Source organism: Frankia sp. R43, assembly GCF_001306465.1.
In the GTDB taxonomy this organism is placed as follows: domain Bacteria; phylum Actinomycetota; class Actinomycetes; order Frankiales; family Frankiaceae; genus Parafrankia; species Parafrankia irregularis.
In genome coordinates, this window is the sequence record NZ_LFCW01000004.1 from 625,481 (window position 1) to 647,456 (window position 21,976).

A 21,976-nucleotide genomic window follows, 5' to 3' on the forward strand; every position below is an offset into this window, starting at 1 on the left:
CAAGTACGCTGCCGTTCATGAACTCGGCCACCCCCGGGCATCGGGCGCAGGTCCAGCCGCGCCGGAGCCAGGTCGAGCCACGTCGGACGCAGGTCGAACGGCGCAACGAGTCCGAGGAGGCCCTGCTCGACGCGGCCGCGGACCTCGTCGCCGAGCGCGGCGTGGAAGGCGCGTCGCTGGCCCGGATCGGCAGCCGTGCCGGGACCAGCCGGGGCCTGCCGAACCACTACTTCGGCTCGAAGGACGAGCTGGTCGCCCGGCTCGCGCAGCGGGCTCAGAACCACATCGACGACGCGATGGTGGCCGCGGCGACCCGGGGCGGGCGCCGGGTCGCCGACACTCCCGGCCTCGACCTGCTGCGCACGACGGTCGACACGTACGTCGAGCGGTTCGAGAACCCCACCAGCGCCGACCGCGCCCTGATCGTCATGTGGGGAGCGACCTTCCCGACCGAGGCCTCGGTACGGGGCATGACCGACGCCGACCGGCGCAGCCGCGACGGCTGGGCCATGCTGATCGAGCAGGGCCAGCGCGACGGCTCGGTCCGGGCGGACCTGGACCCGGCCACCGGGGCGATCCTGCTGCAGGGCCTGGTGCGTGGCCTCGCGGCCAGCCTCCTCGTCGACGCGGACCTGATCGACACGAGCCAGGCCCGCGAGGCCTGCCAGGTCTGGATCACCTCGATCTTCGCGAGCCCGCGCCCATCGGATCCGAGCAGCGCCTGACGCGGCGACGCCACATGTAGGCGGCCGGCACGGCGCACCCGCTCGATACCGAGCCGGTACCGGGCCGACCGTCCTGCCACCATGCCCGCGTGTTACCGTCCAACCCATCACTTTGAACCGCTCGGTTCACTTTGGAGAACGAGCGATTTCATCGGAGGACTCGATGGCGGGAGCTTCGACGGTGGGGCCGAAGCCGGCGGAGGGCGGGCCGCCGCGGCTGGACTCCGGCCTGCTGATCCTGGTCGGGGTGATGGTAGTCGGCGCGATGTTGTCCTACCTCGACGCGACGATCGTCAACGTCGGGATCAGCACCCTGGCCGGCGAGTTCGACGCCTCGCTGGGCACGATCGAAGGGGTCACCACCGGCTATCTGCTCTCGGTGGCGCTCGCCATCCCGCTCACCGGCTGGGCGATGGCGCGGTTCGGCGCCCGGCGCCTGTGGCTGCTCGGCCTGTCGCTGTTCCTCGCCGGCTCCCTGCTGTGCGCGGTGGCCTGGAACGCACCGAGCCTGATCGCGTTCCGCATCCTGCAGGGCCTCGGCGGCGGAACCATCGACCCGGTCATGATGACGGTGGTGGCCGGCGCGGCCGGCCCGGCCCGCATCGGGCGGGTGATGGGCCTGATCTCCATCCCGATCACGCTCGGGCCGGTGCTGGGGCCGATCGTCGGCGGCCTGCTGCTGGAGAACCTGTCCTGGCAGTGGATGTTCCTGCTGAACGTCCCGTTCGCGGTGGCCGCGATCGTGCTCGCCGTCCTGGTGCTGCCCGCCGATCCGCCGCGCGGCGACGCGGCCGCGCCCCTCGACACGCTCGGCGTGCTCCTGCTGTGCCCCGGCTTCGCCGCGATCGTGTTCGCGCTGTCCCGCGCGGGCAGCGACGGTTTCCGCGGCGCCCCCGTGCTGGTCGGCCTGCTGCTCGGCGCCACGCTGTTCGCCGGCTACGTCGCCCACGCCCTGCGCACGGCCGCCACTCCGCTGCTCGACCTGCGGCTGTTCGTGAACAGGGGCTTCACCGCCAGCGTCACCATCATGCTTCTCGTCGGCGGAGGCCTGTTCGCGCTGCTGTTCCTGCTCCCGCTGTACTACCAGCAGGTGCATGGGCACGCGGTGCTGACCTCCGGCCTGCTGGTCGCCCCGCTCGGTGTCGGCGCCATGATCGGGATGCCGCTCGCCGGCAACCTCGCCGACCGCATCGGGGCCCGGCTGCTCGTTCCCACCGGCGCGTTGCTGGTGGCCCTGGGCGCGCTGGCGTTCACCCGCTCCGACGCGGGCACTTCGCAGGCGCTGCTGACACCGGCCCAGCTCGCCGTCGGCCTCGGCCTCGGACTGGTCGGCGCGCCCACCATGAGCTCGGTGTACCGCACCGTCCCGGTGGACGCGGTCGCCGGCGCGACCGGTGCGGTGTTCATCCTCAACCAGATCGGTGCCTCCCTGGGAGTGGCGGTGGTCGCGCTGATCCTGCAGGGCGGAGGAGCGCACGCCACGCCGACGGTCGGCTCCTTCGGCAACGCGTTCTGGTGGCCCGTCGCCGCCGGTCTCGTCGTGTTCGCCGCCGGCTTCCTGCTGCCCGGCCGCCCCGCGACTGCGGGGACCGCCGCGGCCGCGGACACGACCGCGACCCCCGCCGGCCCCGAGCCGGTGTCCCCCACGGCCTGAACGCGGCGGCGGATCGCCGTGCGAGCAGCTCTACGCGGCACCCGTCGGCTCGGTCGGTTCCGCGCCGAAAGCCCGCAGGAACGTGACGGTCGCGCTGTGCGCCGCGGCCTGCCGCTGGACGTCGTCGAACGGCAGGGTGCCCAGCGCACTGCGACCGGCGACGGGGCCGGTGAGCAGCGCGACGAACTGTTCACCCGCCTCGACCGGGTCCGTGAGCCGCAGCCGGCCGGCGAGCGCGAGCCGGGCCAGCCGATCCGCCACAGCCTGGGCCACCTGCCCCGGCCCGCTCGCACCGACCAGGTCGAACAGGTCCGGGAAACGGACGATCTCGGCGTGCAACAGGCGGCGCAGTGCCCAGGAGTCCGCCGAGCAGTAGCAGTCCAGCAGCGCGCGGCCGACCTCGACGAAGGCCAGATGCAGGTCGGGGACGTCGGCGGTGAGCCGGCTGACGGCAGTGAGGGTCCTGGCGGTCGTCCTGTCCGCCGCCGCCGCCATCGCGTGCCGGAAGAGGTTCTCCTTGCCCGCCAGATGGTTGTAGATCGTCGGCTTGGCCACGCCCGCCTCGGCGGCGATCAGATCGATGCTGGCCTGGGCGTAGCCCTCACGTGCGAAGACGACGAAGGCTGCGTCGAGGATCGCCTGACGCTTGTCGATCCTCCCCCGGGTGCTGGCACCTCCAGCCGCGTCCGCGACCTTCGCCCTGCCCACCCGGCCACATTACCCGGACGTGGGTCACCAGCCACCTGACAATGGATCGATCCACCGCTGGTTGCACGCACCGGCAGCCGACCGCGTCCGCGGCGCCGGGCTGCCGAGGAGGGCGAGAGGTGACCGGAATGGTCGAGCCGGCAATCGAACCGGTGGTCCGGCGCGTCGAGGTGGCGGCCGGGGTCGAGCTGCACATCGAGGATCTGCGCCCAGCCGCCGCCCGTCCGAACGGCCCGCACGCCCCGAACGGCCCGAACAGCCCGCCGACCGTGCTGGTGCACGGCATCGCGGGGACGACCGCCGACTGGGCGCGGGTCGCGCCGGACCTCGCCACGGCCCGCCGGGTGATCGCCTACGACCAGCGCGGTCATGGCGCCAGCGACCGTGCCGACAGGCGTTCGTCCTACACGTTCGACCTGCTGCTCGCCGACCTCGTCACGCTGCTGGACGCGCTCGGCCTGACCGCCGTCGATCTGGTCGGCCATTCGATGGGCGGAGTCGTCGCGCTGCGGTGCGCCCTGGAGCATCCCGACCGGGTGCGTTCGCTGGTACTCGTCGACACGGCCGCCGCACCGGCCGCCGCGACCGGCCCAGTCGCCCGGCGAGTCGTCGCGGCGTTGCTGGAAGGCGCGGCGACGGTGGCGCATGCCGTCCACGCCGCACGCGAACCAGTGCCGGCGGCTGACAGTGCCCCGGCCGCCGGCGTCTGGGCCGCGGACAGGCTGGCCGCGGACAGCCTGGCCGCGGACCGCCCAGCCGCAGGCAGGGCGGACGGGCTGGCGATCGTCGATGACACGGCGCACGCGGTCGAGGCCGGCGGCAGTGTCGCCGACCGCCAGCTCGCCGGTTTCGACCAGCTGGATCCGGACGCGCTGGTGGCGTTCGGCCGGGAGCTCGGCGAGTACCCGTCGATGGTCGACCGGCTCGGCGAGATCGGTTGCCCGACGACGGTCATCGTCGGCGAGCACGATGCGACGCTGCGCGCGTCGGCGGCAACCCTGGCCCGGGCCATCCCGGCCGGACGGCTGGCCGTGATCGTCGGTGCCGACCACAGCCCGCACGCCAGCCGCCCGCTGGCCTGGCTCGCCGCCGTCGACGGACACTTCGGCCGGCTGGCGGCGCCGCGCCCGCCGGGAGGTCCCGAGCCGGTACCCGACCAGGTCTGATGCGACTGCGGCGGAACCGTTCCGGCATACTCCCCGGTCGGAGTAGCGTCCCGACGATGACCATCACCGCGCTGGAGCGCGTGCACGGTGCGCTGCTCGGGCTGGCCGCCGGTGACGCGCTCGGCGCCACACTGGAGTTCATGAGCCCGGGTGAGATCCGCCGCCGGCACGGGGTGCACACCGAGATCACGGGCGGCGGACCGTTCGGCTGGCGGCCCGGCCAGGGCACCGACGACACCGACCTGACGATCGCGGTGGCGCGGGCCTACGCCGGCTCCGGCGGCTACCAGCTCGGTGCCGTCGTCGAACACATCATGCGCTGGTACGACGGCCGGCCCCGCGACATCGGCGGTATGACAGCCGCGTCCCTGCGGCGCATCGCCGCCGGCGAGGACCCGTTGACGGCCGGCGCCGCCGCTACCGCCGCAGCCGGGGGCGGTGGCGCGGGCAACGGCAGCCTCATGCGGGCGCTGGCGACCGGTCTCGCCCGCGTCGAACCCGAGCTGTGCTCGCGAGAGGCGGCCGAGATCAGCGCGGTCACGCACGCCGATCCACGCTGCGTGCAGGCATGTGTCGCCTACACCGCGATCGTCTCGGCGCTGGTCGACGGCGCGCCGGTCGGCGCGGCGCTGCGATCCGGCCGCGACGCCGCCACAGCCCTGGGCGCAGTCACGGCCCCGAGCGCCCGCGAGGCGGTGGGCGCGGCAGCAGGCACAGGCACAGGCACAGGCACAGGCACAGGCACAGGCACAGGCGAGGTTGTCGCAGCCCTTGCCACCCCTGCCACCGTCGGGCTCACCGAGCTGCCGACCACCGGGTACGTCGTGCATTCGCTCGCCGTGGCCGTCTGGGCGATCCAGCAGCCCGCGTCGCTGGAGGAACTGCTCGTCGACGTGGTCAACCGCGGCGACGACTCCGACACCACCGGCGCCATAGCCGGCGGCCTGCTGGGTGCACGCGACGGTGTCGGCGCCGTGCCGCACCGCTGGGCGGACCGCCTGGAGTACGCGACGGAGATCGCCGAACTCGCACCCGCCCTGCACACCCTGCGCCGGGTGTCCGGCTCAGTGCGTCCGGGCTAGGCAGTGCCTGTTCAGAAGTACGTCCCGAGGCCGCCTGCGGATCTGATGGTGACTTTCGAGCTGATCCATGCGGTTGGTGGTGCTGCGCGGGATGGCTCGCCGATCGGGTCGGTCTAACATCGCCGGGGTGAACAACGACGCCGTCGTGATCAGCCGAGTCGTCGAGGACCGTCACTGGCACGCGTTGGAGAACGATCTCGTCGTGGGGCGGGGCGAAGCCCTGCGCCGACCGGACGGCCGGCTGTTCCTGGGCGTCGACGCCTGGCAGGACAGGGTCTTCCAGCCGCTGGTGGCCACGATGCTCACCGAGCTACCGGAGATCGTCTACACGCTGGTGGACGACGAGGACGTGGAGGCGCGCGCCCGCTGGCGCGACGCGGGCTTCGTGACCTACCGCCAGGAACGCGTGTACGCGGTCGCCACCGACCCGCAGATCACCAGGCTGGACCAGATTCGGGCGCCATCCGGGATCGAAATCCTACCCTTGGGGCAGGCCGCGGAGGCGCCGCTGTCGGAGCTCGATCGGGTGGTACGCGCCGAAGTGGACGCTGCCGCCGGGTGGCAGTCCATGCCGGTGGAACTACGCACCCGGCCGGACGGAACGGTTGGCGTCATTGACCCCGCGGACTATGTCGTCGCGGCGCAGGACGGGGAGTATCTCGGACTCGCCCGGGTCGCCCGGGTGCCCCGCCGGTCCCGCCTGGGGCTTGTCGCCGTCCGGACGGCGCGGCGCCGCCAGGGCCTGGCTCGGGCGATGCTGGCCGAGTTGCTGGGCTCGCTGCACCGCGCCGGCGTCGACTCGGTGACCGCCGAGGTCGACGACTACAACAAGCCGGCCAACGCGCTGCTGCTCGGAATCGGAGCCCAGCAGGTGGGCAGCGCGTCCGAGCTGCTCCACCGCTGAGCTCCGTGGGCCGGTCCGGCTGGTACGCCTGGATTCCGCGTCGGGCTCGGGAACAAGCCCGCCAAGCCCGACGCCCGGGCATACTCAGTGCGTCCAGCTGATCACGGCCAGTTCGTCGGCCGGGGCGACGACGAGGCCGTTGCCGCCGCAGGCGGTGCAGGGATCGAGCCGGGCGCCGTCGTACTCGTGCCCGCAGGCGAAGCAGCGCAGCCGGTCGGCGGCGCGCTGCCAGCACAGGTCGGTGGTCTCCAGGCTGGTGCCGGCCGCGGCGGCCTGCCAGGCGGCGGTGGCCGAGGCGATGTCGACCCCGGTGGCCGCGGCGAGGACCACGGTGCGCACCGGAGCCCCTTCACTCGCCTCGATGATGGCGGTGACCGCGGCGCGGGCCAGTCCTGCCTCATGCATGTCCGGGAACCTCCACCTTCCACGTGGTCAGAACGGAACGGGCGACCGCGACCAGGACGTCCAGTCGCGAGTCGATCAGGGCGCTGAGGCCCCAGCGGTCGGTGATGGACTCGGGCACGATGCCCACCAGCGCGACGTGCCGCGGCGCGCAGCCGGCGAGCTCGGTGGCGGCCAGCGCGTCGACGAGGCCGATGTCGTGGGCGGTGGCACGCACGCCGTGGCCGCGGCGGACGTCCCCGTCGGCGAGGACGACGACGTCGCCGGGCCGGCCGTGCTCGGTGGACACGGCGTCGATGATGAGCACCGCGTGCCGGCCGGCCAGGTAGGGCATGAGCATCAGACCGAGGGTCCCGCCGTCGAGGACGTCGACGGCGGGGATCGCCGGCTGCTGTAGTTGGCGGGCGGCGACGACGCCGACGCCGTCGTCGCCGAGCAGCTCGTTGCCGATGCCCAACACCAGGACGGGCGCGTCCATCTGGCCGTCGGGCGGCGGCTGGCGCAGGACGTCCACGGAGGTGGGCTCACGGGGAGCGGCCGACGCCGTCACTGGTAGTCCTCTACAGGGTCCTTCTCGTGGTCCTTCTCGTGGCCTTTCATGTGCTCCTTCGGCAGGAACTTGTTGCCGGAGAAGATCGAGCTGAGCACCCCGGTGCCCTCCACCCGGTCGACGAGGATCGCGCTGTACAGGTGGTGGATCATGAAGCCCCAGGTCAGCCACATGATCAGATGGTGGACGAGGCGGATCGTCGGCAGCGGGACCACGTGGAGCAGCCAGCCGGTGAGCCAGGACGCCCAGCCGTTGCCCTCGACACCCCACAGCACCAGGCCGGTGACGATCTCGACACCGAACATCGTGTAGAGCACGCAGTAGGTGAGGCCGGCAAGCGGGTTGTGGCCGACGACCGGAGGCGCCTCACGGGTGAGGAACGTGTAGAACCGCACCGACGGCACGATCTGGCCGATCCGCTCCCGGCTGGCGGGAATCCACTCCGTCCACCGCGACCAGGGGTTCGGCGAGCGCAGGTGCCAGACGAGGCGGCTGAGGATCAGCGCGATGAAGAGGTACGCGGTGACCTTGTGGATGTTCCTCGTCCACGACATCCAGTAGGTGTGGCCGCCCGGGTCGATGGCCGGGGTCCCGATGAGGAAACCGGTGGCGGACAGGACGACGAGGTCCAGCACGAGCAGCCAGTGGATCAGCCGGACGGGCAGGTCCCAGACCCGCACCCGGACGAACTCCGGCGCCCCGCCCCTGTCCGCGCCTGCGACGTCGCCGTGGCCGTCGCCGTCGCCGTGGCCGTGGCCGTCCTTGCCGTTCTCGACGGCCTTCCTGCTCCCGACGTCCTTCTTCGCCCCGGCGCCGGTGGGGGCGGGGGCGGTCACTGGACCCGCACCTCGATGATGTCGCGGCCGTCGATGTCGTAGAGATGTGCGGCGCAGGCCATGCACGGGTCGAACGAGTGCAGGGTCCGCAGCACCTCCAGCGGCCGGTGCGGGTCGGCGACGGGGGTGCCGACCAGGGCGGCCTCGTACGCGCCGGGGTTGCCTGCGGCGTCGCGGGGGCTGGCGTTCCAGGTGGTCGGCACCACCGCCTGGTAGTTGCGGATGCGGTCGTTCTCGATGACGACCCAGTGCGACAGCGCGCCCCGGGGAGCCTCGTGGAAGCCGACGCCGTGCAGCGTGCCGTCCGGCCAGGACGTCGGGCGCCACCGGCCGGTGTCGGCGATTGCCAGGTCGCCGCCGCCCACGTTGTCCCGCAGCTCGGCGACGAGATCGAGGGCGTGCCGAGCCATCAGCTGGGTCTCCAGGCCTCGGGCCAGCACCCGGCCGAGGGTCGACATCAGCGCCTCCGGCGGCAGGTGCAACCGGTCCAGCGCCCCCTGGACGATCGGGCGCAGCCGGGCGTCTCCGGTGCCGTAGCCGACGAGCAGCCGGGCCAGCGGGCCTACCTCGACGGCGATGCCCTGGTAGCGCGGCGCCTTCAGCCAGGTGTACTTCCCGGCGACGTCCAGTTCCTCGAACGGCGGCTCCGGGCCGGTGTAGTGCGGCTCGGTCTCCCCCAGCCACGGGGGCAGCCCAGCGGCGTCGGACTTCTCGTAGCGGAACCACGAGTGGGCGACCGACTCGGCGATGCCCGAGGGGTCGAACGGCTCCACCGCGGCGAGGTTCCCGTTGCGGATGACCCCGCCGGGGAACAGCCCGTCCCGGGGCGGCCGGGCGATGCGCGGCGGGGACGGCGAGTAGTCGCCGAACACCATGTAGGAGCCCAGCCCCCGGCCGTAGGTCGTCCACTCGGGGTAGGCGGCGGCGATCGCCTCCAGGTCGGGCAGGAAGACCTGCTCGACGAAGTCGACGCCGCGCTGCAGGATCTGGGTGATCTCCTGCAGCGTGTTGTCGTTGATCGCGTCCTGGCTGTTCAGGTCGATGGGGGACGCCATGCCGCCGACCACGTAGGTCTGCGGGTGCGGGTTCTTCCCGCCGAGCAGGGCGTGCACCCGGACGTAGTCACGCTGGAAGTCGAGCGCGTCGAGGTAGTGGCTGAACGCGATCAGGTTCAGCTCGGGGCTGAGCCGGTAGGCCGGGTGCCCCCAGTAGCCGTTGGTGAACGGGCCGATCTTCCCGCTCGCCAGGAACGCCCTGAGCCGGGTCTGCACGGCGGCGAACAGGCCCGCGGTCGAGCGCGGGTAGTTGGAGATCGACTGCGCGAGTGCCGCGGCGGCCGCCGGGTCGGCCTTCAGCGCCGAGGTCGGGTCGACCCAGTCCAGTGCCTGCAGGTGGTAGAAGTGCACCACGTGGTCATGGACGGACAGTGACGCGGCGATGATGTCCCGCAGTAGCCGGGCGTTGCGCGGCGGAACAGCGCCGACGGCGTCCTCCACCGCCCGCACCGACGCCAGCGCGTGCACCGTGGTGCACACCCCGCAGATCCGCTGCGCGAACAGCCAGGCGTCGCGCGGGTCGCGCCCGGTCAGGATCGTCTCGATCCCCCGCCACATCGTCGAGGACGCGTACGCCTCGGTGACCTGGCCTCCGTCCACCTGCACCTCGACCCGCAGGTGGCCCTCCACCCGGGTCACCGGGTCGATGACAAGCCGACTCATCTCGTTTCGCCCGTCTCTTCGCCACCGGCACCCGCGCTTGCATTCCCGTTTTCGGCTTCTTCGCTGTCAGCTCTTTCGGCGAGCTCCGCCGCGGCCCGTTTCTCCCGGCGCGCGGCCACCTTGTGCTGGACTACCTTTCCGACGCCGTGCGAGGCGAAGCCCGTCGCCGTCGCCGCCAGTACACCGATACCGATCTGGTCGGCGGTGAGGTCGAAACCGGACGTCGCCACATGCGGCAGCCGGTCGTAGAACGGGGACATGGTGTCCCAGAAACCCGGCTCCGAACACCCCACACACCCGTGCCCGGCCGCCACCGGCCAGGACGTCCCGCCATTGAACCGGACGCTCGGGCAGTTGTGGAAGGTACTCGGGCCCTTACAGCCCAGCCGGTACAGGCACCAGCCGTTACGGTGGCCCTCGTCGCCCCACTTCTCGGCGAACTGGCCGGCATCGAAATGGCCGCGCCGCTGGCAGGTGTCGTGGATACGCTCCCCGTATGCGAACCGAGGCCGGCTGAAACCATCGAGCTCGGGGAACTCGCCGAAGGTCAGGTAATGCACGATGGTGGCGGTCAGGTTGTCCGCGTTGACGGGGCAGCCGGTGAGGTTCACCACCGGCACGCCGCCGACGACGTCCTCGACCCGCACCGCACCGGTCGGGTTGGGCCCGGCAGCCGGGATCCCACCGAAGGCCGCGCAGGTACCGACGTTGATGATGCCGGCCGCGCCGCGGACCGCGTCCCGCAGGATGTTCTCCGCCGACTGGCCACCCACGGTGCACGAACCGGGAATTCCCAGCGGGATGGATCCCTCGACGACGACCAGATGGCCGCCGCGTGCCACCGTGTCGTCGCGGGCCTTCTCCGCGGCCTCACCGGCGGCGGACATCACCGTTTCGTGGTAGTCCAGCGAAATCATGCCGAGGATGAGATCACCCACCGTGGGGTTACGTGAGCGCAGGAAAGCCTCGGTGTCACCGGCGCAGTCCTGGAACTCCAGCCAGATCACCGGAAGCGGGTCGGCCTGGTCCAACGCGTAGGCGACCCGGGGAGCCAGCTGGGCCGGCAACGCGAGCGTCGCGGTGATACCGGCGCAGAACTTCAGGAACGACCGTCGGTCGACCCCAGCGCCCGCGAGCCGCGCGGACAACGGCCGGCCGGATTCGCTCGTCAATTCGGGTGCCTCCCGCCCCGGGTACGTCCACAAACTCCTCGAGTGGACGTTAGTGAGCGCTACGCAACGGCGCAGGAACCGAAGCGGGTGGGCGCGGGAGTCCATCAGAGCCGAATGGGCGGGCCAGACGTCCCTTGCCGGTGCCGAAAACGGTCCGGAAAATGCACTGCAGGACGGCAGACCAGCGCCGCTGCCTCGAAATCCGCCGAACCCCTCACCCGGAATCCCGGTTCGTACCGGCATCCGGCCTAGCACCGGAAGGGGACCACGGCGCCGTGTGCCTCGGGATACCTGGCCGCATCGTCGCGACGACCGACGTCGCCGGCCTGCTCATGGGCACCGTCGACTTCGGCGGGATCACCCGCGAGGTCTGCCTGGCCTACGTCGCCGACGACGCGGCGATCGGCGCGTACGTCATCGTGCACGTCGGCTTCGCCATCAGCCTGGTCGACGAGGCCGAGGCGCACCGCACCCTGGAGCTGCTGCGCTCCCTCGGCGACGTCCTCCAGGACGAGCTCGCTCCCCTGGACGACCCGGTGCGACCGCCCCGGCATGAACCGAGCCGCGGCCCGGCGACCACCTGACCGGGGCCACGGGCGCTAGCCAGCCCCGACACAGGCACAGGCACAGCATCGGGGCGGTGACCAGTTCCCACGCCGAGCGCCCCCATACCGACCAGCCCGCACTGCTGGTCCCGCTGCTCGGCACGTCCGCCTCTCGACGCCGCTCTGCAACACCGCCCCGCCCAGCCACGCCGTCACTTCACGCAGTCGACTTTCGCGATTTCCGACGGTTCTGGTCAGCTTTTGGTGCGGGCGCGTCTGTCGCGTCCTGACGACTAAGGGGCCGATTGTTTCTCGCGCCCGAGGGGTGTTGACACCCTTCCTCGGCGAAGGGCGTCAAGGTCTGGATGCCCGGTTTCCGGAAGAGGCACCAAGAGCTCTTTATCCGCCGCGACGGCGATGCTCGCCGGGGCCCGGCAAGCTTGCCGACACAGGACCGTCCGATGGACGACAGGCGCCGCTGGGGGCCGCGAAAGCGCTGTTCAGGCCGGACGGGACGGGTCCCAGGTCAGCCCTTGACCTGTGTCGTCACGTCGCGCCTGGAGAGCGCTGTCGAGGGCGGTAGGCGCACAGCGCGGGGCCATGGGGCCATTACCCGGGCCCGCACGACTCCCCGGCTCATCTCGTGGATGTGGAGGATTCTAGTTTCAGACACTGATGTCACCCATGCCTGCAACACCTGGTCCGTCCGCTGCGGACCGCCACGCGGAAATGGCGCACGGATCCGACATAGCGCGCGAGCGCGCGAGCGGGCCGACGCTCAGCGGACCTCGCCCGCCCGCCGCCCGCGCCGCCGGCCGAGGTGTGCCCTCCGAGTCACGGCATCTCCATCGTCTGCGCCTGGCGGAGCTCGTCGAAGACGCGGGCCAGCTCGGCGTCGAGTGGGGCGCCGAGCCGTTCGAGCAGGTGGCTGACCACCACCGCACAGGCCGTGAGGAGCACCTCGGCGTCGATGGGTGGAGCGTCCGGCTCGTGCACCGAAAGCACGCCGGTGACGACGACGGCGACCGGGTAGACCGCCAGGCCCGGCAGCCACGCCGCTGCTGGGCGCAGGACATCGCCCAGCAGCGCGCGCAGGTCGGCCGCGTCGAGACCGTCGGGGAACACCTGCTCGATCAGCCCCAGCGTCAGCCCGTGCAGGACGTCCCGGACCTGCGGCTCGTCGAGCGCCCGCAGCCGGCCGCAGGCCGCGTGCAGCGCGTCCGGGTCCTGCGCGACGACGGCCGTGCAGGCCGCGGTCACCTCCCGCCCGATGGCACGACCGATCGGCGGCAGCCCTGCTGACGGGAACTCGGACGACATCACACGCTCCCGGAACCGGGGTGCCGGGGCAACGCCATGACTCGCATGCCGCCATGGTGGCCTGTCGGGCTCCAGACGTTCACCTCAGGGTGCGCCTGGCGGCGAGCTCACCCGCTGGCGAGGTCCGCGTACCGGCGGGCGTCGGCGAGCGCGGCCCGGACTGCGGCGGCGTTGGCCGGCACGGGCTTCGCCTCGAAGCCGTTGGGGGCGTACAGAGGACCGTAGGCCGCGGTGTCACGCTGGTAGCGCCAGCCCTCGGCGAGAGGGCCCGCGTCCACCGTGTCGTAGCCGATCGCGTCGAGGAACGCGGTGACCGTCGCCTTCGCCGCCGGGTCGTCGCCGACGATCGCCAGCGCCGCGCGGTCCGGAGCGCCGGTGGGCCGGGCGAGCTCCAGCAGATGCCTGAAGTAGATGTTGTTGAACGCCTTGACCACCTTCGAGGTGGGCAGGTGGGCCTGGAGCAGCTCGCTGGTCGTGGTCGACTCGTCCTCGAGAACAGGGATGACGCCATCGCGCTCCGGATAGTAGTTGTTGGTGTCGATGACCACCTTGCCGGCGAGCGGCTCGACCGGGACGTCGAGGTAGGCCCGCAGCGGCACCGTCACCACCACCAGGTCGCCGGCGGCGCCTGCCTCGGCGGACGTCGCCGCCCGGGCCCGCGGCCCGAGTTCGGCCACCAGGCCGGCCAGGGTCTCCGGGCCGCGCGAATTACTCAGAACGACGTCATACCCGGCCGAGATGGCAAGTTTCGCCAACGTTCCGCCGATGTTTCCGCTACCGATCAGTCCGAGGGTCGTCATACTCACGGCAACCTCTGGTCCCGCGCCCGACATTCCGCACCGGGAAGATCGACATCGCCCGCCCACGGACGGAGCCCACCGTCGCGTCGAAGGTGCCCAGCGATCAGCGACGCGCGACGGCAAGGAGGCGTGAGCATGCGGAGGAGAGGGGTGCACCGTCGTTCCCATATCCGTCCACGTCGGTGAATCCGGCGGCCAGCAGCCAGTCGCGCAGTTCGGTGAAGGTGAAGAGCCGGACGAAGAACGAGAGGCGGCGGATCCTTCCCTCGCGCACCACGATGCGTTCGGTCACGACTCTGCCGGTCAGAGGTTCGAGCCGGTTGCGATCGATGAGCATGTCGCCGTCTCGTTCGACGACGATGGTCGGTTGGAACTCACGGACCAGCCAGTCGCGGTTGTTGAGGTCGAAGACGATCAGTCCGCCTGTTTTGAGCGCCCTGGCGGCCTGAGTGAGAACCTGCCGGTTGGCGGTGTCATCGAAGTAGCCGAACGAGGTGGACCAGCTGATCACCCGATCGAAACGTTCCACCCAGGGCAGCATACGCATGTCACCCTCGACGTAGTCGACCGCGACATCTCGCGCGACGGCGTCCCGGCGTGCATCTTCGAGGAACAGCGGCACAGTATCCAGGCCGGTGACCCGGCACCCGCGAGCCGCCAGGCGATTGGCGATCCGCCCCTGCCCACAGGCAAGATCGAGTGTTTCCATCCCGGGTTCGAGTCCGAGCAGTTCCCAGATCAGCTGCGCCTCGGCGTCGCTGCGCCGGTCCGTAAGCCGCGGGGCGTAGAAGTGGAGGTAATCCCGGTCGAACACCTTCCGAGCGTCAAAGGTGCTCGCGGAGTCGCCTGGCACCCATGCCGCTGTCACTCCTGCATTTTCGCACCTGGTGCGCGAGTTCGATATGGCAGGATCACCTCAACGATCGTCAGTCTCGATGATCAGGGGCGCGACTGGACCCGCCGCCACTCGAAGATCATGGCATTTTCGTCGTCCTGACGACCGGGATCCTCAACTCTTGCCCGGCAGCAACGGTTGCCCGAAATTCGGGATCCCGCCAAGGGCTCCGCAGCAGCCGAAATCCTCACTTCTTGCTCTCAAGCCAAGACAGAACCACCCCGTCCAGTCCGGCGCCAGGGCGGCGCAGCGAGAAAACGGTTCGCCAGGCCGCCGGCTGGGCTTCAGGCTGACACGATGCGTGTGAGTTTCCGCCGGGTCGACGGCCCGAAGGGTGGCGACGGCGGGTCCGTCGCCGTCATCGAACGCTTGGATGGAGTGTCGCTGCGGATGCACTCCTATGACCGGACCTTCAGCGTGCCCCACGACCTGGCGCATTTCGTGGCCGAGCAGGAGTTCAGGCTGAGCCGGGGTGTCTGGGGCAGCATCGCCGCCGGCGCGATGTTCGGCAGCATGACCGTCGTCGACGGCCGGCTCCGCCATGACAGCCGCCAGCGTTCCCGCGAGCTGATGCGGGCCAACCAACGTGAGATCCGGCTCGCGGAGATCGTCGCCGGTGCGGTGCACGACGCGGTCGAGCGAGATGCCCCGCCAAGCGCGGCGGACATCGCCTCGGCCTGGCAGATCTACCGCACGGACACCCCGTCCTTCCCACCGGACGTGCCGGTGCGAGCCGTCGCCCGGCTGAACGTTCTGCGAGCTGTCTGGCAGGCACTGGGCCCGGACGAGTCGATCGATCTGACCTGGAGTCTCCCCGCCGGTTCACGACGAGCCAGAGGCCAGCGGTGACCGTTCAGTCCCGGTCCCTGATCTTCGGGTGCCCAGCCCGCCCCCATGAGACCGACGGTCGCGTGTCCGTCTCCCGCTGTACTGCCCCATCAGAAAACCCAGGCCTGACCCGACGCCCAGGCGTCAGCAGAATTCCCGGGACTCCGGTTGGCATGGCCGCGATCTGGATTCAGGATTCCCACCGAGTTCCGCGGCCCTACGGCAGCCACTCGACCAACCAGCCCTTTTCGGCGATCGCTTCCTCCAGGTCGCGGAACGTCTCGAACCAGTAGTCCGCCACAAAATCCAGATCGCCGTTCATTTCTGCAAAAAACACTGCTATCACCGAGTCGTTCGGGTCGAGAGCGGCGATCATGCGCTGGCCAACGTGAGGACCAGAGATGATCCGAGCCTCCCTTCGATCGTCATCCAAGACCCACCTCACAGGTTCGGCGCCAGCGGAACGTGATAGTTGGCCGAGGAAAACCGAGTACCCGGCGAACGCCCCGGTCTCCGCCGTACCCGGTGCAGTTCATGCCTGCCGGCGACGTCGGCATCTCGTGCGGCCCGTCCGTCGTGGCAGGAGGTTCATATCCCGGTCGGATAGAACTCCAGATCGTCTGCGCGGAGGAGAACGGAGGTGCCAACCGCCTCCCTGGGCGGATCGTCGATCATCTCCAGCAGAACGATGGAAGTCCCAATCCTGAGTACTACCGTTCCATCCGCGAAGACCTCGGCGATACGCCCGCGAACAAGGTTTTCTGCACCATCGAACGTCTTCCGCCGCCTCCCCTCCAGGACGAGATCCGACCAGTACCGGGGGCGCCGAATTTCGAGTTCGACGTCCACCTCCTCCCCTGCCCGCATCGGGTAGTTCCCCATCCACACTCCCTGAAGCTTCCCCGATCCCGTCGAGACCGTCAGGATCTGGCTGGTCTGGCCCGTGTCGTTCAACGCGGTCACTCTCACCACCAGGAACCCTACGGGAAGGGAACACGGACAACTACATTGTTCGCAATTTCCCGCAGAGAGGCCACCTCGCTGTACGGGTACATGCGACAAGGCCGCGTGGATCAGCGGCGGGCGGTGACCGTCCGGTTGCGGCCGGCGCTCTTGGCGGCGTACAGCGACTGGTCGGCGTGCGCGAGCACCGCGGCCAGCGCGGGCTCGTCCGGGTCGACGGTCGCGGTGCCCACGCTGACCGTGACGTGCAGCGGGCCGGCGGATGTCTGCACGGGCCGGTCACAGACGGCGAGGCGGACGCGCTCCCCCAGGGCGTGTGCCACGTCGGGGCCACCGGTGACGAGGACGGCGAACTCCTCCCCGCCGAGCCGCCCGGCGAGGTCCCCCCGGCGCAGGCACCGTTCGATCCGGCGGGCGATCTCGACGAGCACCTCGTCGCCGACCGCGTGTCCGTGCAGGTCGTTGACCTGCTTGAAACGATCGACGTCGATCATGGCGGCGGAGGTCGGCCGGTCGGCGGGCAGCCGTGCGTCCGCTTCGACGGTCGCCTGTTCGACGAAGTGGCGCCGGTTGGGCAGGCCGGTGAGGGGGTCGGTCGCGGCCGAGTGCCGGGCCTCCTCGTACAGACGCGCGTTGTCGTAGGCGGTCGCCGCGGTGTTCAGGACCATCCGCGCCACCTCCGCCTGCGGGCCCGCCCCGCCCTCGCCGCCCGGGCCGCCCGCGGTGCCCGCCCCCCCCAGCCCGCCCGACCCGTCCACCCCACCGGTCACGCCGTGGTGGGTGGCGAGCACGACGACAGCGGGTACGGGGCGCAGCGCGGTGGCCGGCAGCGCCAGCCAGTTCCGCAGCGGCTCCGGCACCCCCGGGAGGCGGATGGGCCGCGCGGCCGGGCTTCCCCCGACCGTGGCGCCGGCGAAGGCGGGTCCGAGCACGTCACCCGCGTGCTCGACGCTCGACCCGACCGCGCGCGGGTCGACCTCCCCGTGGACCTCGGTGACCCGGATCGCCGACCCGGCGCCCTGGTCGAGGACCCACACGTCGTCGTACGGCAGCACCGGTCGCGCCGCGGCCAGCACCCTGCGCAGGACGTCGCTTGAGCGCAGGGTGGACCCGGCCTGCTCGGCGACGTCCCGCAGCACCTCGGCGAGCTCGCGCTGGCGGCGCTCGGTGGCGAGCCGGGTCTGCAGGCGCGCGGCCTCCGCGGTCCGCAGCGCGACCCCGACCTGCTTGGCGAGCGTGACGAGGACGTCGACGTCGTCCTCGGTGAACAGGCCCTTGGCGACCTGGCTGTCCACGTAGATCACGCCCGGGGCGCCGCCCTCGATCGGGACCGGTGCGGCCAGAATGCTGCGCAGCCCCTGCTGGACGGCGCTTTCGGAGCCCAGTGCCGCGCCCTGCGCGGTGCCGGTGACGACCAGGGGACGTCCGTCCGTGTGAACCCTGGCGACGATGCTGCGGGCGTAGGACGAAAGGTCCGTCGACGACTCGGCCGTGGACGACTCAGCCATGGATGAGTTGGCCGCGGATGGCGGCTCCGTCGCCGCGGCGTCCCTGGCGGTGCGGCCGGCATGCAGGACGAGCGGGCCGTCACCGGCGCCAGGGCCGGTCACGCTCCCGGGGCTGGTGACGCTCCCGGGACCGTTGGACATCGTGTTCTCGGGGAACAGGAGCAGGGCCCGGTCGGCACCGAGGATGTCGATGATCTCGGTGAGAACGATGTCGGCGACCGCGTCGGGGTCGAGGGCACCGGTCGTGGCGGCGCTTACCCGCAACAGTGCGTCGAGGCGGCGGCGGTCCCGGGTCAGGCCGACCGTCCCCTGCCCCCTGGCCAGGCTGGTCACCTTTTCGGTGAGACCGAACTCGCGGCGGACGTCCCGTCCGCGGGCGGTCCAGCCACGGCCGCGGGCCAGGGTGAGCGCCAGCTCCGCCTCCTCACGGGCCTGGCCCTCCCGGCCCAGGGAGCGCAGGCAGCGGGCCCGTTCCACGTACACGTCGAAGGTGATGCGGGGGGCGTCCAGCCGGGTCGAGAGGTGCTGGGCCGCGGCGAGCCAGTGCAGGGCGCGGCGCGGCCGGCCCGCGACCTGCTCCGCGATGGCCTTGAGGACGAGCAGGTCGGCGCGGAACAGGGGCAGCGCCGCCGCCGGCAACGCCTCCCGCAGGCAGCGGCGGGCGACGCGCGCCCGGTCGGCCCGTTCGCTGCCCGTGGCGGCCCGGGCCTGCTCGAGGCGGCCCCGCGCCCTGACCAGCCAGTAGTGCCGGTGGAACTTGACGCTGCGCCACGGCGAGCGGCCCTTGGCCTGGGCGGAGGCGACCAGCCGGTCGAAGGTCGCGCCGACGGCGCGCGAGTCCAGGCCGGCCTCCTCGAGGTCGGTCTCGATCAGGTTGTGGTCGACGATGAAGGCGCGCACCGCCTCCTCCTGTACGGGTGGCACGGCGGCGAGCACCGGTTCGAGGTTCTCGCCGGCACCGCCGAGCGAGCGCGCCATCCGGGATCGCATGATCCGGATGTCGTTGAACACGTAGTCGATGCCGTAGGCGTTCGGCTGCAGGCAGGCGAGGCCTTCGCGCCACAGGCCCCGGTAGGAGTAGTTCATCGCCAGCGCCGTCACCGCGTCGTCGTACAGGGAGGCGTCGACCCAGCGGGCCGCCCGGCGCAGTGTCGCCTCGAGCTGGTCGCTGACGGTGGTGGTCTCGCCGAGGAACTGGAGCGCGAAGCACGAGTAGAGATCGGCCTCGGCGACCAGGGCCGGGTTGCCGGTCTGCTCGGCCAGCGCCCGGAACGTCCTGATCGCGCGGCGGGTCGTCCGCCCGCAGCCCAGCTCCGCCGCCGCGCAGTTGATGATGATGTTGCCGCGGATGAACAGCTCGCCGAACCCGACCCGCTTCATCACATAGAGCCCGCCCACATGCCACAGGAAGGTCGGGATGTCGAACAGGAACAGCGCGTTGACCCCGCCGATCTCGTGCAGGCGCAGCTCGGTCTCGTAACGCCGCCGGGCCGCTCCGGTGGCCGTCCCGAAACCCGTCGCCGGCCAGCGCATCGCCAGCGCGCACAGCATCCGGCCGAATGCGACCGGACCGACCAGGACGGGGCCGGGGATGGGCCGGCCGGCCTCGGCGAGGCCGCGGCGGACATGATCGGCGGCGGCGCTGTAGTTGCGCATCCCGTGCTCGATGCCGGCCGCCTCCGCGCGCAGTGCGGCCCGGGCCAGCGGATCGTTCTCCAGCTCCAGGGCTCGGGCGAAATGGGCGCGGGCCCGGTGCGGCTGGACGATGCGGGAACAGGCCAGGCCGAAGCCCGTCTCGAAAGCCGCGTCCAGGCCGATGTCGGCCCGCGCGGCGGCCTGGGCGGCCGCACGGAACAGGCGCTCCGCCTCGACCGGTGCGCGCCCGGCGACCGCGGCCTCGGCCGCCGCCCGGGTGAGGCGGTACAGCCGGGGCGCGGGCAGTCCGCCGCTGACCGCGTGCCGAGCGAGGGCGAACAGGTCGGGGCCGTGCACGGCGCCGGAGGACTCCATCGCGTCCGCGATCGCCGCGTGCCGCGCGCGGAGACCGTCGGCGCTGATGGTCGACAGCAGCGCCTCGCGCACACAGTCATGTACGAACGACCAGCGATCGGGCGCGCAGCCGTCCGACACCGGCGTGACGAGCTGGTGGAACTCCGCCTCGGCGAGGGCCAGCCGCGCGTGTTCCGGCGTCACACCGGCCGCCACGGCGAGCAGCGCACGGTCGAACTGGTGACCGATCGCGGCCGCGGTGCACAGCACCGGCAGCGACGAGCGGTCCAGCGCACCGACCCGCCGCCGGATCAGGCCCAGCACCTCGTCAGGCAGGGCGAGTGAGTCGAGCCCGTCCCGATCGACGTCGAAACCGTCCCAGGACGGCCGGATCAGACCGGCGTCGATCACGGCCCGGACCAGTTCGAAGACGGCCAGCGGGCAGCCGCCCGAACGGATCGCCACATCCCGGACGAAGCGCTCGTCGGCGACGTCGCCGAGACAGCCGCGGATCAGTTCGGCGACCTCGGGCGCACCCAGCGGCCCCAGCCGGAGATCGACCCGTCGTGATCTGCCCGCCGGCAGCAGCCGGTCGGCACGGCGGGACGTCGCGATGACGAGCAGCGGCGCCGGCTCCGGGTCGTTCGCGACCTCCTCCAGCAGCTGGCGGTCCGCGGCCCCGAGCCACTGGGTGTCGTCCACCCACAGCAGCAGGCCGCCGCTGCGCCGGGCCAGCTCCCGGACGAACCGCACGACGGCCAGCCGGAGCTGGACGCCCAGGTCCCCCGCCGTGACCGACGTCGGCCGGTGGAGACCGGTCGCCGGGCCGGGCTGATCCTCCCGGGGAGGCCCGGGAGCGCCCAGCGCCGGATGCAGGCCGGCGAGGACGGGAGCGTCAGCACCAGCGGCCGCCCGCAGCTGGGAGCGCCGGCCCGCGCCGGCGGCCGCGGACGGGGTCTCGCCCGCGGCGGGCGGGGCGGCCGGGGCGTGCAGCCAGCTTTCCACCAGGGCGTGGAAGGTGACGAAGGGTGCGTCGACCCGTTCGGCGCATTTCGCCTCCATCAGGACCGCGCCCGCCACCGAGCGCGCCTGGCGGACGAACGTCCGCACCAGATGGGTCTTGCCCACGCCCATGTCGCCGGCGATGCCCACGACCGTCCGCTCGCCAGCCCCGCGGCGGGTGAGGTCCCAGGCCTCCCGCAGCCGCGCCAGCGGCGCCTCTCGTCCCACCGGCTGGTCGGATGGCCGCCAGGGACCGGCCCGCGCGGCGACCGCCGGCGCACGCGGCCCGGCCACCGCGGCCAGTGCCACGGCCAGGTCGTCCGCGGACTGGAAGCGGTCGTCCGGATCCTTCGCCAGGAGGGTGGCGACAACCTCCGCGAGAGCTGGCGGGATGTCGGCGCGGACCCGGCTCGGATCCGTGGGCGGCGCGACCGCGTGCAGCCGCATCAGCTCGGCGACGTCGTCGGCCTCGAACGGCGGCCGCCCGGTGAGACAGGTGTGGAGCACGACGCCGAGGGAGTACAGATCCGAACGTGCGTCCACCGGGCGGTTCAGCATGCCGAGCTGCTCGGGTGCGCTGTAGAGGACGGTGCCGACCGCCTCATCGCGCACGACGCCACCGGTGCGGCCCAGCAGCCCGAAGTCCACCAGGATCACCCGGCCACCCGACCCGATCATGATGTTGGCCGGTTTGACGTCCTGGTGCACCAGGCCGAGCCGGTGGGCGGCCGCGAGAGCCCCCGCGACGTCCTGGCCGATGCGCAGGGTGGCGGGCACCGTGAGCGGGCTGAGCCCGGTGCCGGCCAGCCCACGGCCCGGGCTGGAGCCGGCTGAGCCGGCGGGGCCGGCGGCGAGCCGGTCGGCCAACGACTGACCCTCGACGAGCTCGAGCACCAGGTACGGCCGTCCGTCAGCTTCCCCGGCGGCGAACACCCGGGCGATGTTGGGATGCCGCAGGCACGCCAGAACGGTCGCCTCCCGCTGAAAAGAACGAATCACCTCGGGCGGCGGGACACCCCGGGACACCTTCACCGCGTAGCACCGGCCCTGCCGCTCGGCTCGGTACACCACGGCGGAGGCTCCCAGGCCCAGTTCCGTCCCCAGGCTGACTCCCGGGATGTCGACAGGCACCACGCGCACGGGTTCCTTCCGGGACCCGCACTGGTTCGTCGCGGTCCGGCTGGGGCGGGCCTTCCATCCACTATCACC

General features: G+C 71.9%; 19 protein-coding genes. 7 read left to right on the plus strand and 12 right to left on the minus strand.

Annotated features, from left to right (window positions below):
* Nucleotides 1–17 precede the first annotated feature (17 nt).
* Together ACG83_RS19945 and ACG83_RS19950 are read left to right on the plus strand one after the other, a co-directional pair.
* Nucleotides 18–725, plus strand: a complete 708-nt coding sequence (locus tag ACG83_RS19945) for a TetR/AcrR family transcriptional regulator (RefSeq protein ID WP_054567713.1) — start codon at nt 18–20, stop codon at nt 723–725.
* Between the two features lie 163 nt (nt 726–888).
* A complete protein-coding gene (locus tag ACG83_RS19950) occupies nt 889–2,379 on the plus strand; it encodes a DHA2 family efflux MFS transporter permease subunit (protein WP_054567714.1) in 1,491 nt (496 codons plus the stop codon).
* Between the two features lie 30 nt (nt 2,380–2,409).
* Here ACG83_RS19950 and ACG83_RS19955 read toward each other — a convergent pair whose 3' ends face one another.
* Nucleotides 2,410–3,087 carry a TetR/AcrR family transcriptional regulator gene (locus ACG83_RS19955; RefSeq protein WP_054567715.1) on the minus strand — a complete coding sequence of 226 codons (678 nt, stop codon included), beginning with the start codon at nt 3,085–3,087 and terminating at the stop codon, nt 2,410–2,412.
* Nucleotides 3,088–3,215: 128 nt separating this feature from the next.
* Between ACG83_RS19955 and ACG83_RS19960 the strand changes: the two genes are divergently transcribed.
* The 3 genes from ACG83_RS19960 to ACG83_RS19970 all read left to right on the plus strand — a co-directional run bounded on the left by ACG83_RS19960 (nt 3,216) and on the right by ACG83_RS19970 (nt 6,239).
* On the plus strand, nt 3,216–4,253 hold the full coding sequence (locus tag ACG83_RS19960; protein ID WP_054567931.1) for an alpha/beta fold hydrolase: 1,038 nt from the start codon (nt 3,216–3,218) through the stop codon (nt 4,251–4,253).
* Between the two features lie 56 nt (nt 4,254–4,309).
* Nucleotides 4,310–5,335, plus strand: a complete 1,026-nt coding sequence (locus ACG83_RS19965) for an ADP-ribosylglycohydrolase family protein (RefSeq protein ID WP_054567716.1) — start codon at nt 4,310–4,312, stop codon at nt 5,333–5,335.
* Between the two features lie 67 nt (nt 5,336–5,402).
* A complete protein-coding gene (locus ACG83_RS19970; protein WP_198955453.1) occupies nt 5,403–6,239 on the plus strand; it encodes a GNAT family N-acetyltransferase in 837 nt (278 codons plus the stop codon).
* 84 nt (nt 6,240–6,323) lie between these two features.
* On the opposite strand, the gene ACG83_RS19975 is transcribed toward ACG83_RS19970, so the two are convergent.
* The 5 genes from ACG83_RS19975 to ACG83_RS19995 are packed head-to-tail and all read right to left on the minus strand — an operon-like array spanning nt 6,324 to nt 10,917.
* Nucleotides 6,324–6,644 carry a hydrogenase/urease maturation nickel metallochaperone HypA gene (locus ACG83_RS19975; RefSeq protein WP_006544188.1) on the minus strand — a complete coding sequence of 107 codons (321 nt, stop codon included), beginning with the start codon at nt 6,642–6,644 and terminating at the stop codon, nt 6,324–6,326.
* Complete coding sequence (locus tag ACG83_RS19980) at nt 6,637–7,191, minus strand: HyaD/HybD family hydrogenase maturation endopeptidase (RefSeq protein ID WP_054567717.1); 555 nt, start codon at nt 7,189–7,191, stop codon at nt 6,637–6,639. The genes ACG83_RS19975 and ACG83_RS19980 overlap by 8 nt, the downstream gene beginning before the upstream one ends.
* Nucleotides 7,188–8,027 carry a cytochrome b/b6 domain-containing protein gene (locus ACG83_RS19985; protein ID WP_235498032.1) on the minus strand — a complete coding sequence of 280 codons (840 nt, stop codon included), beginning with the start codon at nt 8,025–8,027 and terminating at the stop codon, nt 7,188–7,190. Before ACG83_RS19985 ends, ACG83_RS19980 begins: the two co-directional genes overlap by 4 nt.
* Complete coding sequence (locus tag ACG83_RS19990; RefSeq protein ID WP_054567718.1) at nt 8,024–9,745, minus strand: nickel-dependent hydrogenase large subunit; 1,722 nt, start codon at nt 9,743–9,745, stop codon at nt 8,024–8,026. The genes ACG83_RS19985 and ACG83_RS19990 overlap by 4 nt, the downstream gene beginning before the upstream one ends.
* Complete coding sequence (locus ACG83_RS19995) at nt 9,742–10,917, minus strand: hydrogenase small subunit (protein WP_054567719.1); 1,176 nt, start codon at nt 10,915–10,917, stop codon at nt 9,742–9,744. The genes ACG83_RS19990 and ACG83_RS19995 overlap by 4 nt, the downstream gene beginning before the upstream one ends.
* Before the next feature lie 275 nt (nt 10,918–11,192).
* Between ACG83_RS19995 and ACG83_RS20000 the strand changes: the two genes are divergently transcribed.
* Nucleotides 11,193–11,501: a HypC/HybG/HupF family hydrogenase formation chaperone gene (locus ACG83_RS20000; RefSeq protein WP_054567720.1), complete on the plus strand. Its 309-nt coding sequence runs from the start codon at nt 11,193–11,195 to the stop codon at nt 11,499–11,501.
* 795 nt (nt 11,502–12,296) lie between these two features.
* On the opposite strand, the gene ACG83_RS20005 is transcribed toward ACG83_RS20000, so the two are convergent.
* From ACG83_RS20005 to ACG83_RS20015, 3 genes are all read right to left on the minus strand, one after another.
* Nucleotides 12,297–12,782: a hypothetical protein gene (locus ACG83_RS20005; protein ID WP_054567721.1), complete on the minus strand. Its 486-nt coding sequence runs from the start codon at nt 12,780–12,782 to the stop codon at nt 12,297–12,299.
* A gap of 107 nt (nt 12,783–12,889) precedes the next feature.
* Entirely contained in the window at nt 12,890–13,582 is a 693-nt protein-coding gene (locus ACG83_RS20010; RefSeq protein ID WP_054567722.1) for an NADPH-dependent F420 reductase, read from the minus strand.
* A gap of 103 nt (nt 13,583–13,685) precedes the next feature.
* A complete protein-coding gene (locus ACG83_RS20015; RefSeq protein WP_200931343.1) occupies nt 13,686–14,396 on the minus strand; it encodes a cyclopropane-fatty-acyl-phospholipid synthase family protein in 711 nt (236 codons plus the stop codon).
* 378 nt (nt 14,397–14,774) lie between these two features.
* Between ACG83_RS20015 and ACG83_RS20020 the strand changes: the two genes are divergently transcribed.
* Complete coding sequence (locus ACG83_RS20020; protein ID WP_054567724.1) at nt 14,775–15,326, plus strand: hypothetical protein; 552 nt, start codon at nt 14,775–14,777, stop codon at nt 15,324–15,326.
* A 196-nt stretch (nt 15,327–15,522) separates the two neighbouring features.
* Here the strand turns inward: ACG83_RS20020 and ACG83_RS44330 are convergent, their stop codons facing one another.
* The 3 genes from ACG83_RS44330 to ACG83_RS20030 form a co-directional block, all read right to left on the minus strand.
* Nucleotides 15,523–15,738 carry a hypothetical protein gene (locus ACG83_RS44330; RefSeq protein WP_152991446.1) on the minus strand — a complete coding sequence of 72 codons (216 nt, stop codon included), beginning with the start codon at nt 15,736–15,738 and terminating at the stop codon, nt 15,523–15,525.
* A gap of 155 nt (nt 15,739–15,893) precedes the next feature.
* Nucleotides 15,894–16,274 carry a hypothetical protein gene (locus tag ACG83_RS20025; protein WP_152991448.1) on the minus strand — a complete coding sequence of 127 codons (381 nt, stop codon included), beginning with the start codon at nt 16,272–16,274 and terminating at the stop codon, nt 15,894–15,896.
* Between the two features lie 104 nt (nt 16,275–16,378).
* A complete protein-coding gene (locus tag ACG83_RS20030) occupies nt 16,379–21,901 on the minus strand; it encodes a diguanylate cyclase (protein ID WP_054567726.1) in 5,523 nt (1,840 codons plus the stop codon).
* Nucleotides 21,902–21,976 lie beyond the last annotated feature (75 nt).

Excerpts from the sequence above, each read along its gene's own strand:
- ACG83_RS19950 (WP_054567714.1), top strand. The coding sequence starts at position 889 with ATGGCGGGAGCTTCGACGGTGGGGCCGAAGCCGGCGGAGGGCGGGCCG.
- ACG83_RS19960 (WP_054567931.1), top strand. The coding sequence starts at position 3,216 with ATGGTCGAGCCGGCAATCGAACCGGTGGTCCGGCGCGTCGAGGTGGCG.
- ACG83_RS19975 (WP_006544188.1), bottom strand. The coding sequence starts at position 6,644 with ATGCATGAGGCAGGACTGGCCCGCGCCGCGGTCACCGCCATCATCGAG.
- ACG83_RS20020 (WP_054567724.1), top strand. The coding sequence starts at position 14,775 with ATGCGTGTGAGTTTCCGCCGGGTCGACGGCCCGAAGGGTGGCGACGGC.
- ACG83_RS20010 (WP_054567722.1), bottom strand. The coding sequence starts at position 13,582 with ATGACGACCCTCGGACTGATCGGTAGCGGAAACATCGGCGGAACGTTG.
- ACG83_RS19965 (WP_054567716.1), top strand. The coding sequence starts at position 4,310 with ATGACCATCACCGCGCTGGAGCGCGTGCACGGTGCGCTGCTCGGGCTG.
- ACG83_RS19990 (WP_054567718.1), bottom strand. The coding sequence starts at position 9,745 with ATGAGTCGGCTTGTCATCGACCCGGTGACCCGGGTGGAGGGCCACCTG.
- ACG83_RS20005 (WP_054567721.1), bottom strand. The coding sequence starts at position 12,782 with ATGTCGTCCGAGTTCCCGTCAGCAGGGCTGCCGCCGATCGGTCGTGCC.
- ACG83_RS19970 (WP_198955453.1), top strand. The coding sequence starts at position 5,403 with ATGCGGTTGGTGGTGCTGCGCGGGATGGCTCGCCGATCGGGTCGGTCT.
- ACG83_RS19945 (WP_054567713.1), top strand. The coding sequence starts at position 18 with ATGAACTCGGCCACCCCCGGGCATCGGGCGCAGGTCCAGCCGCGCCGG.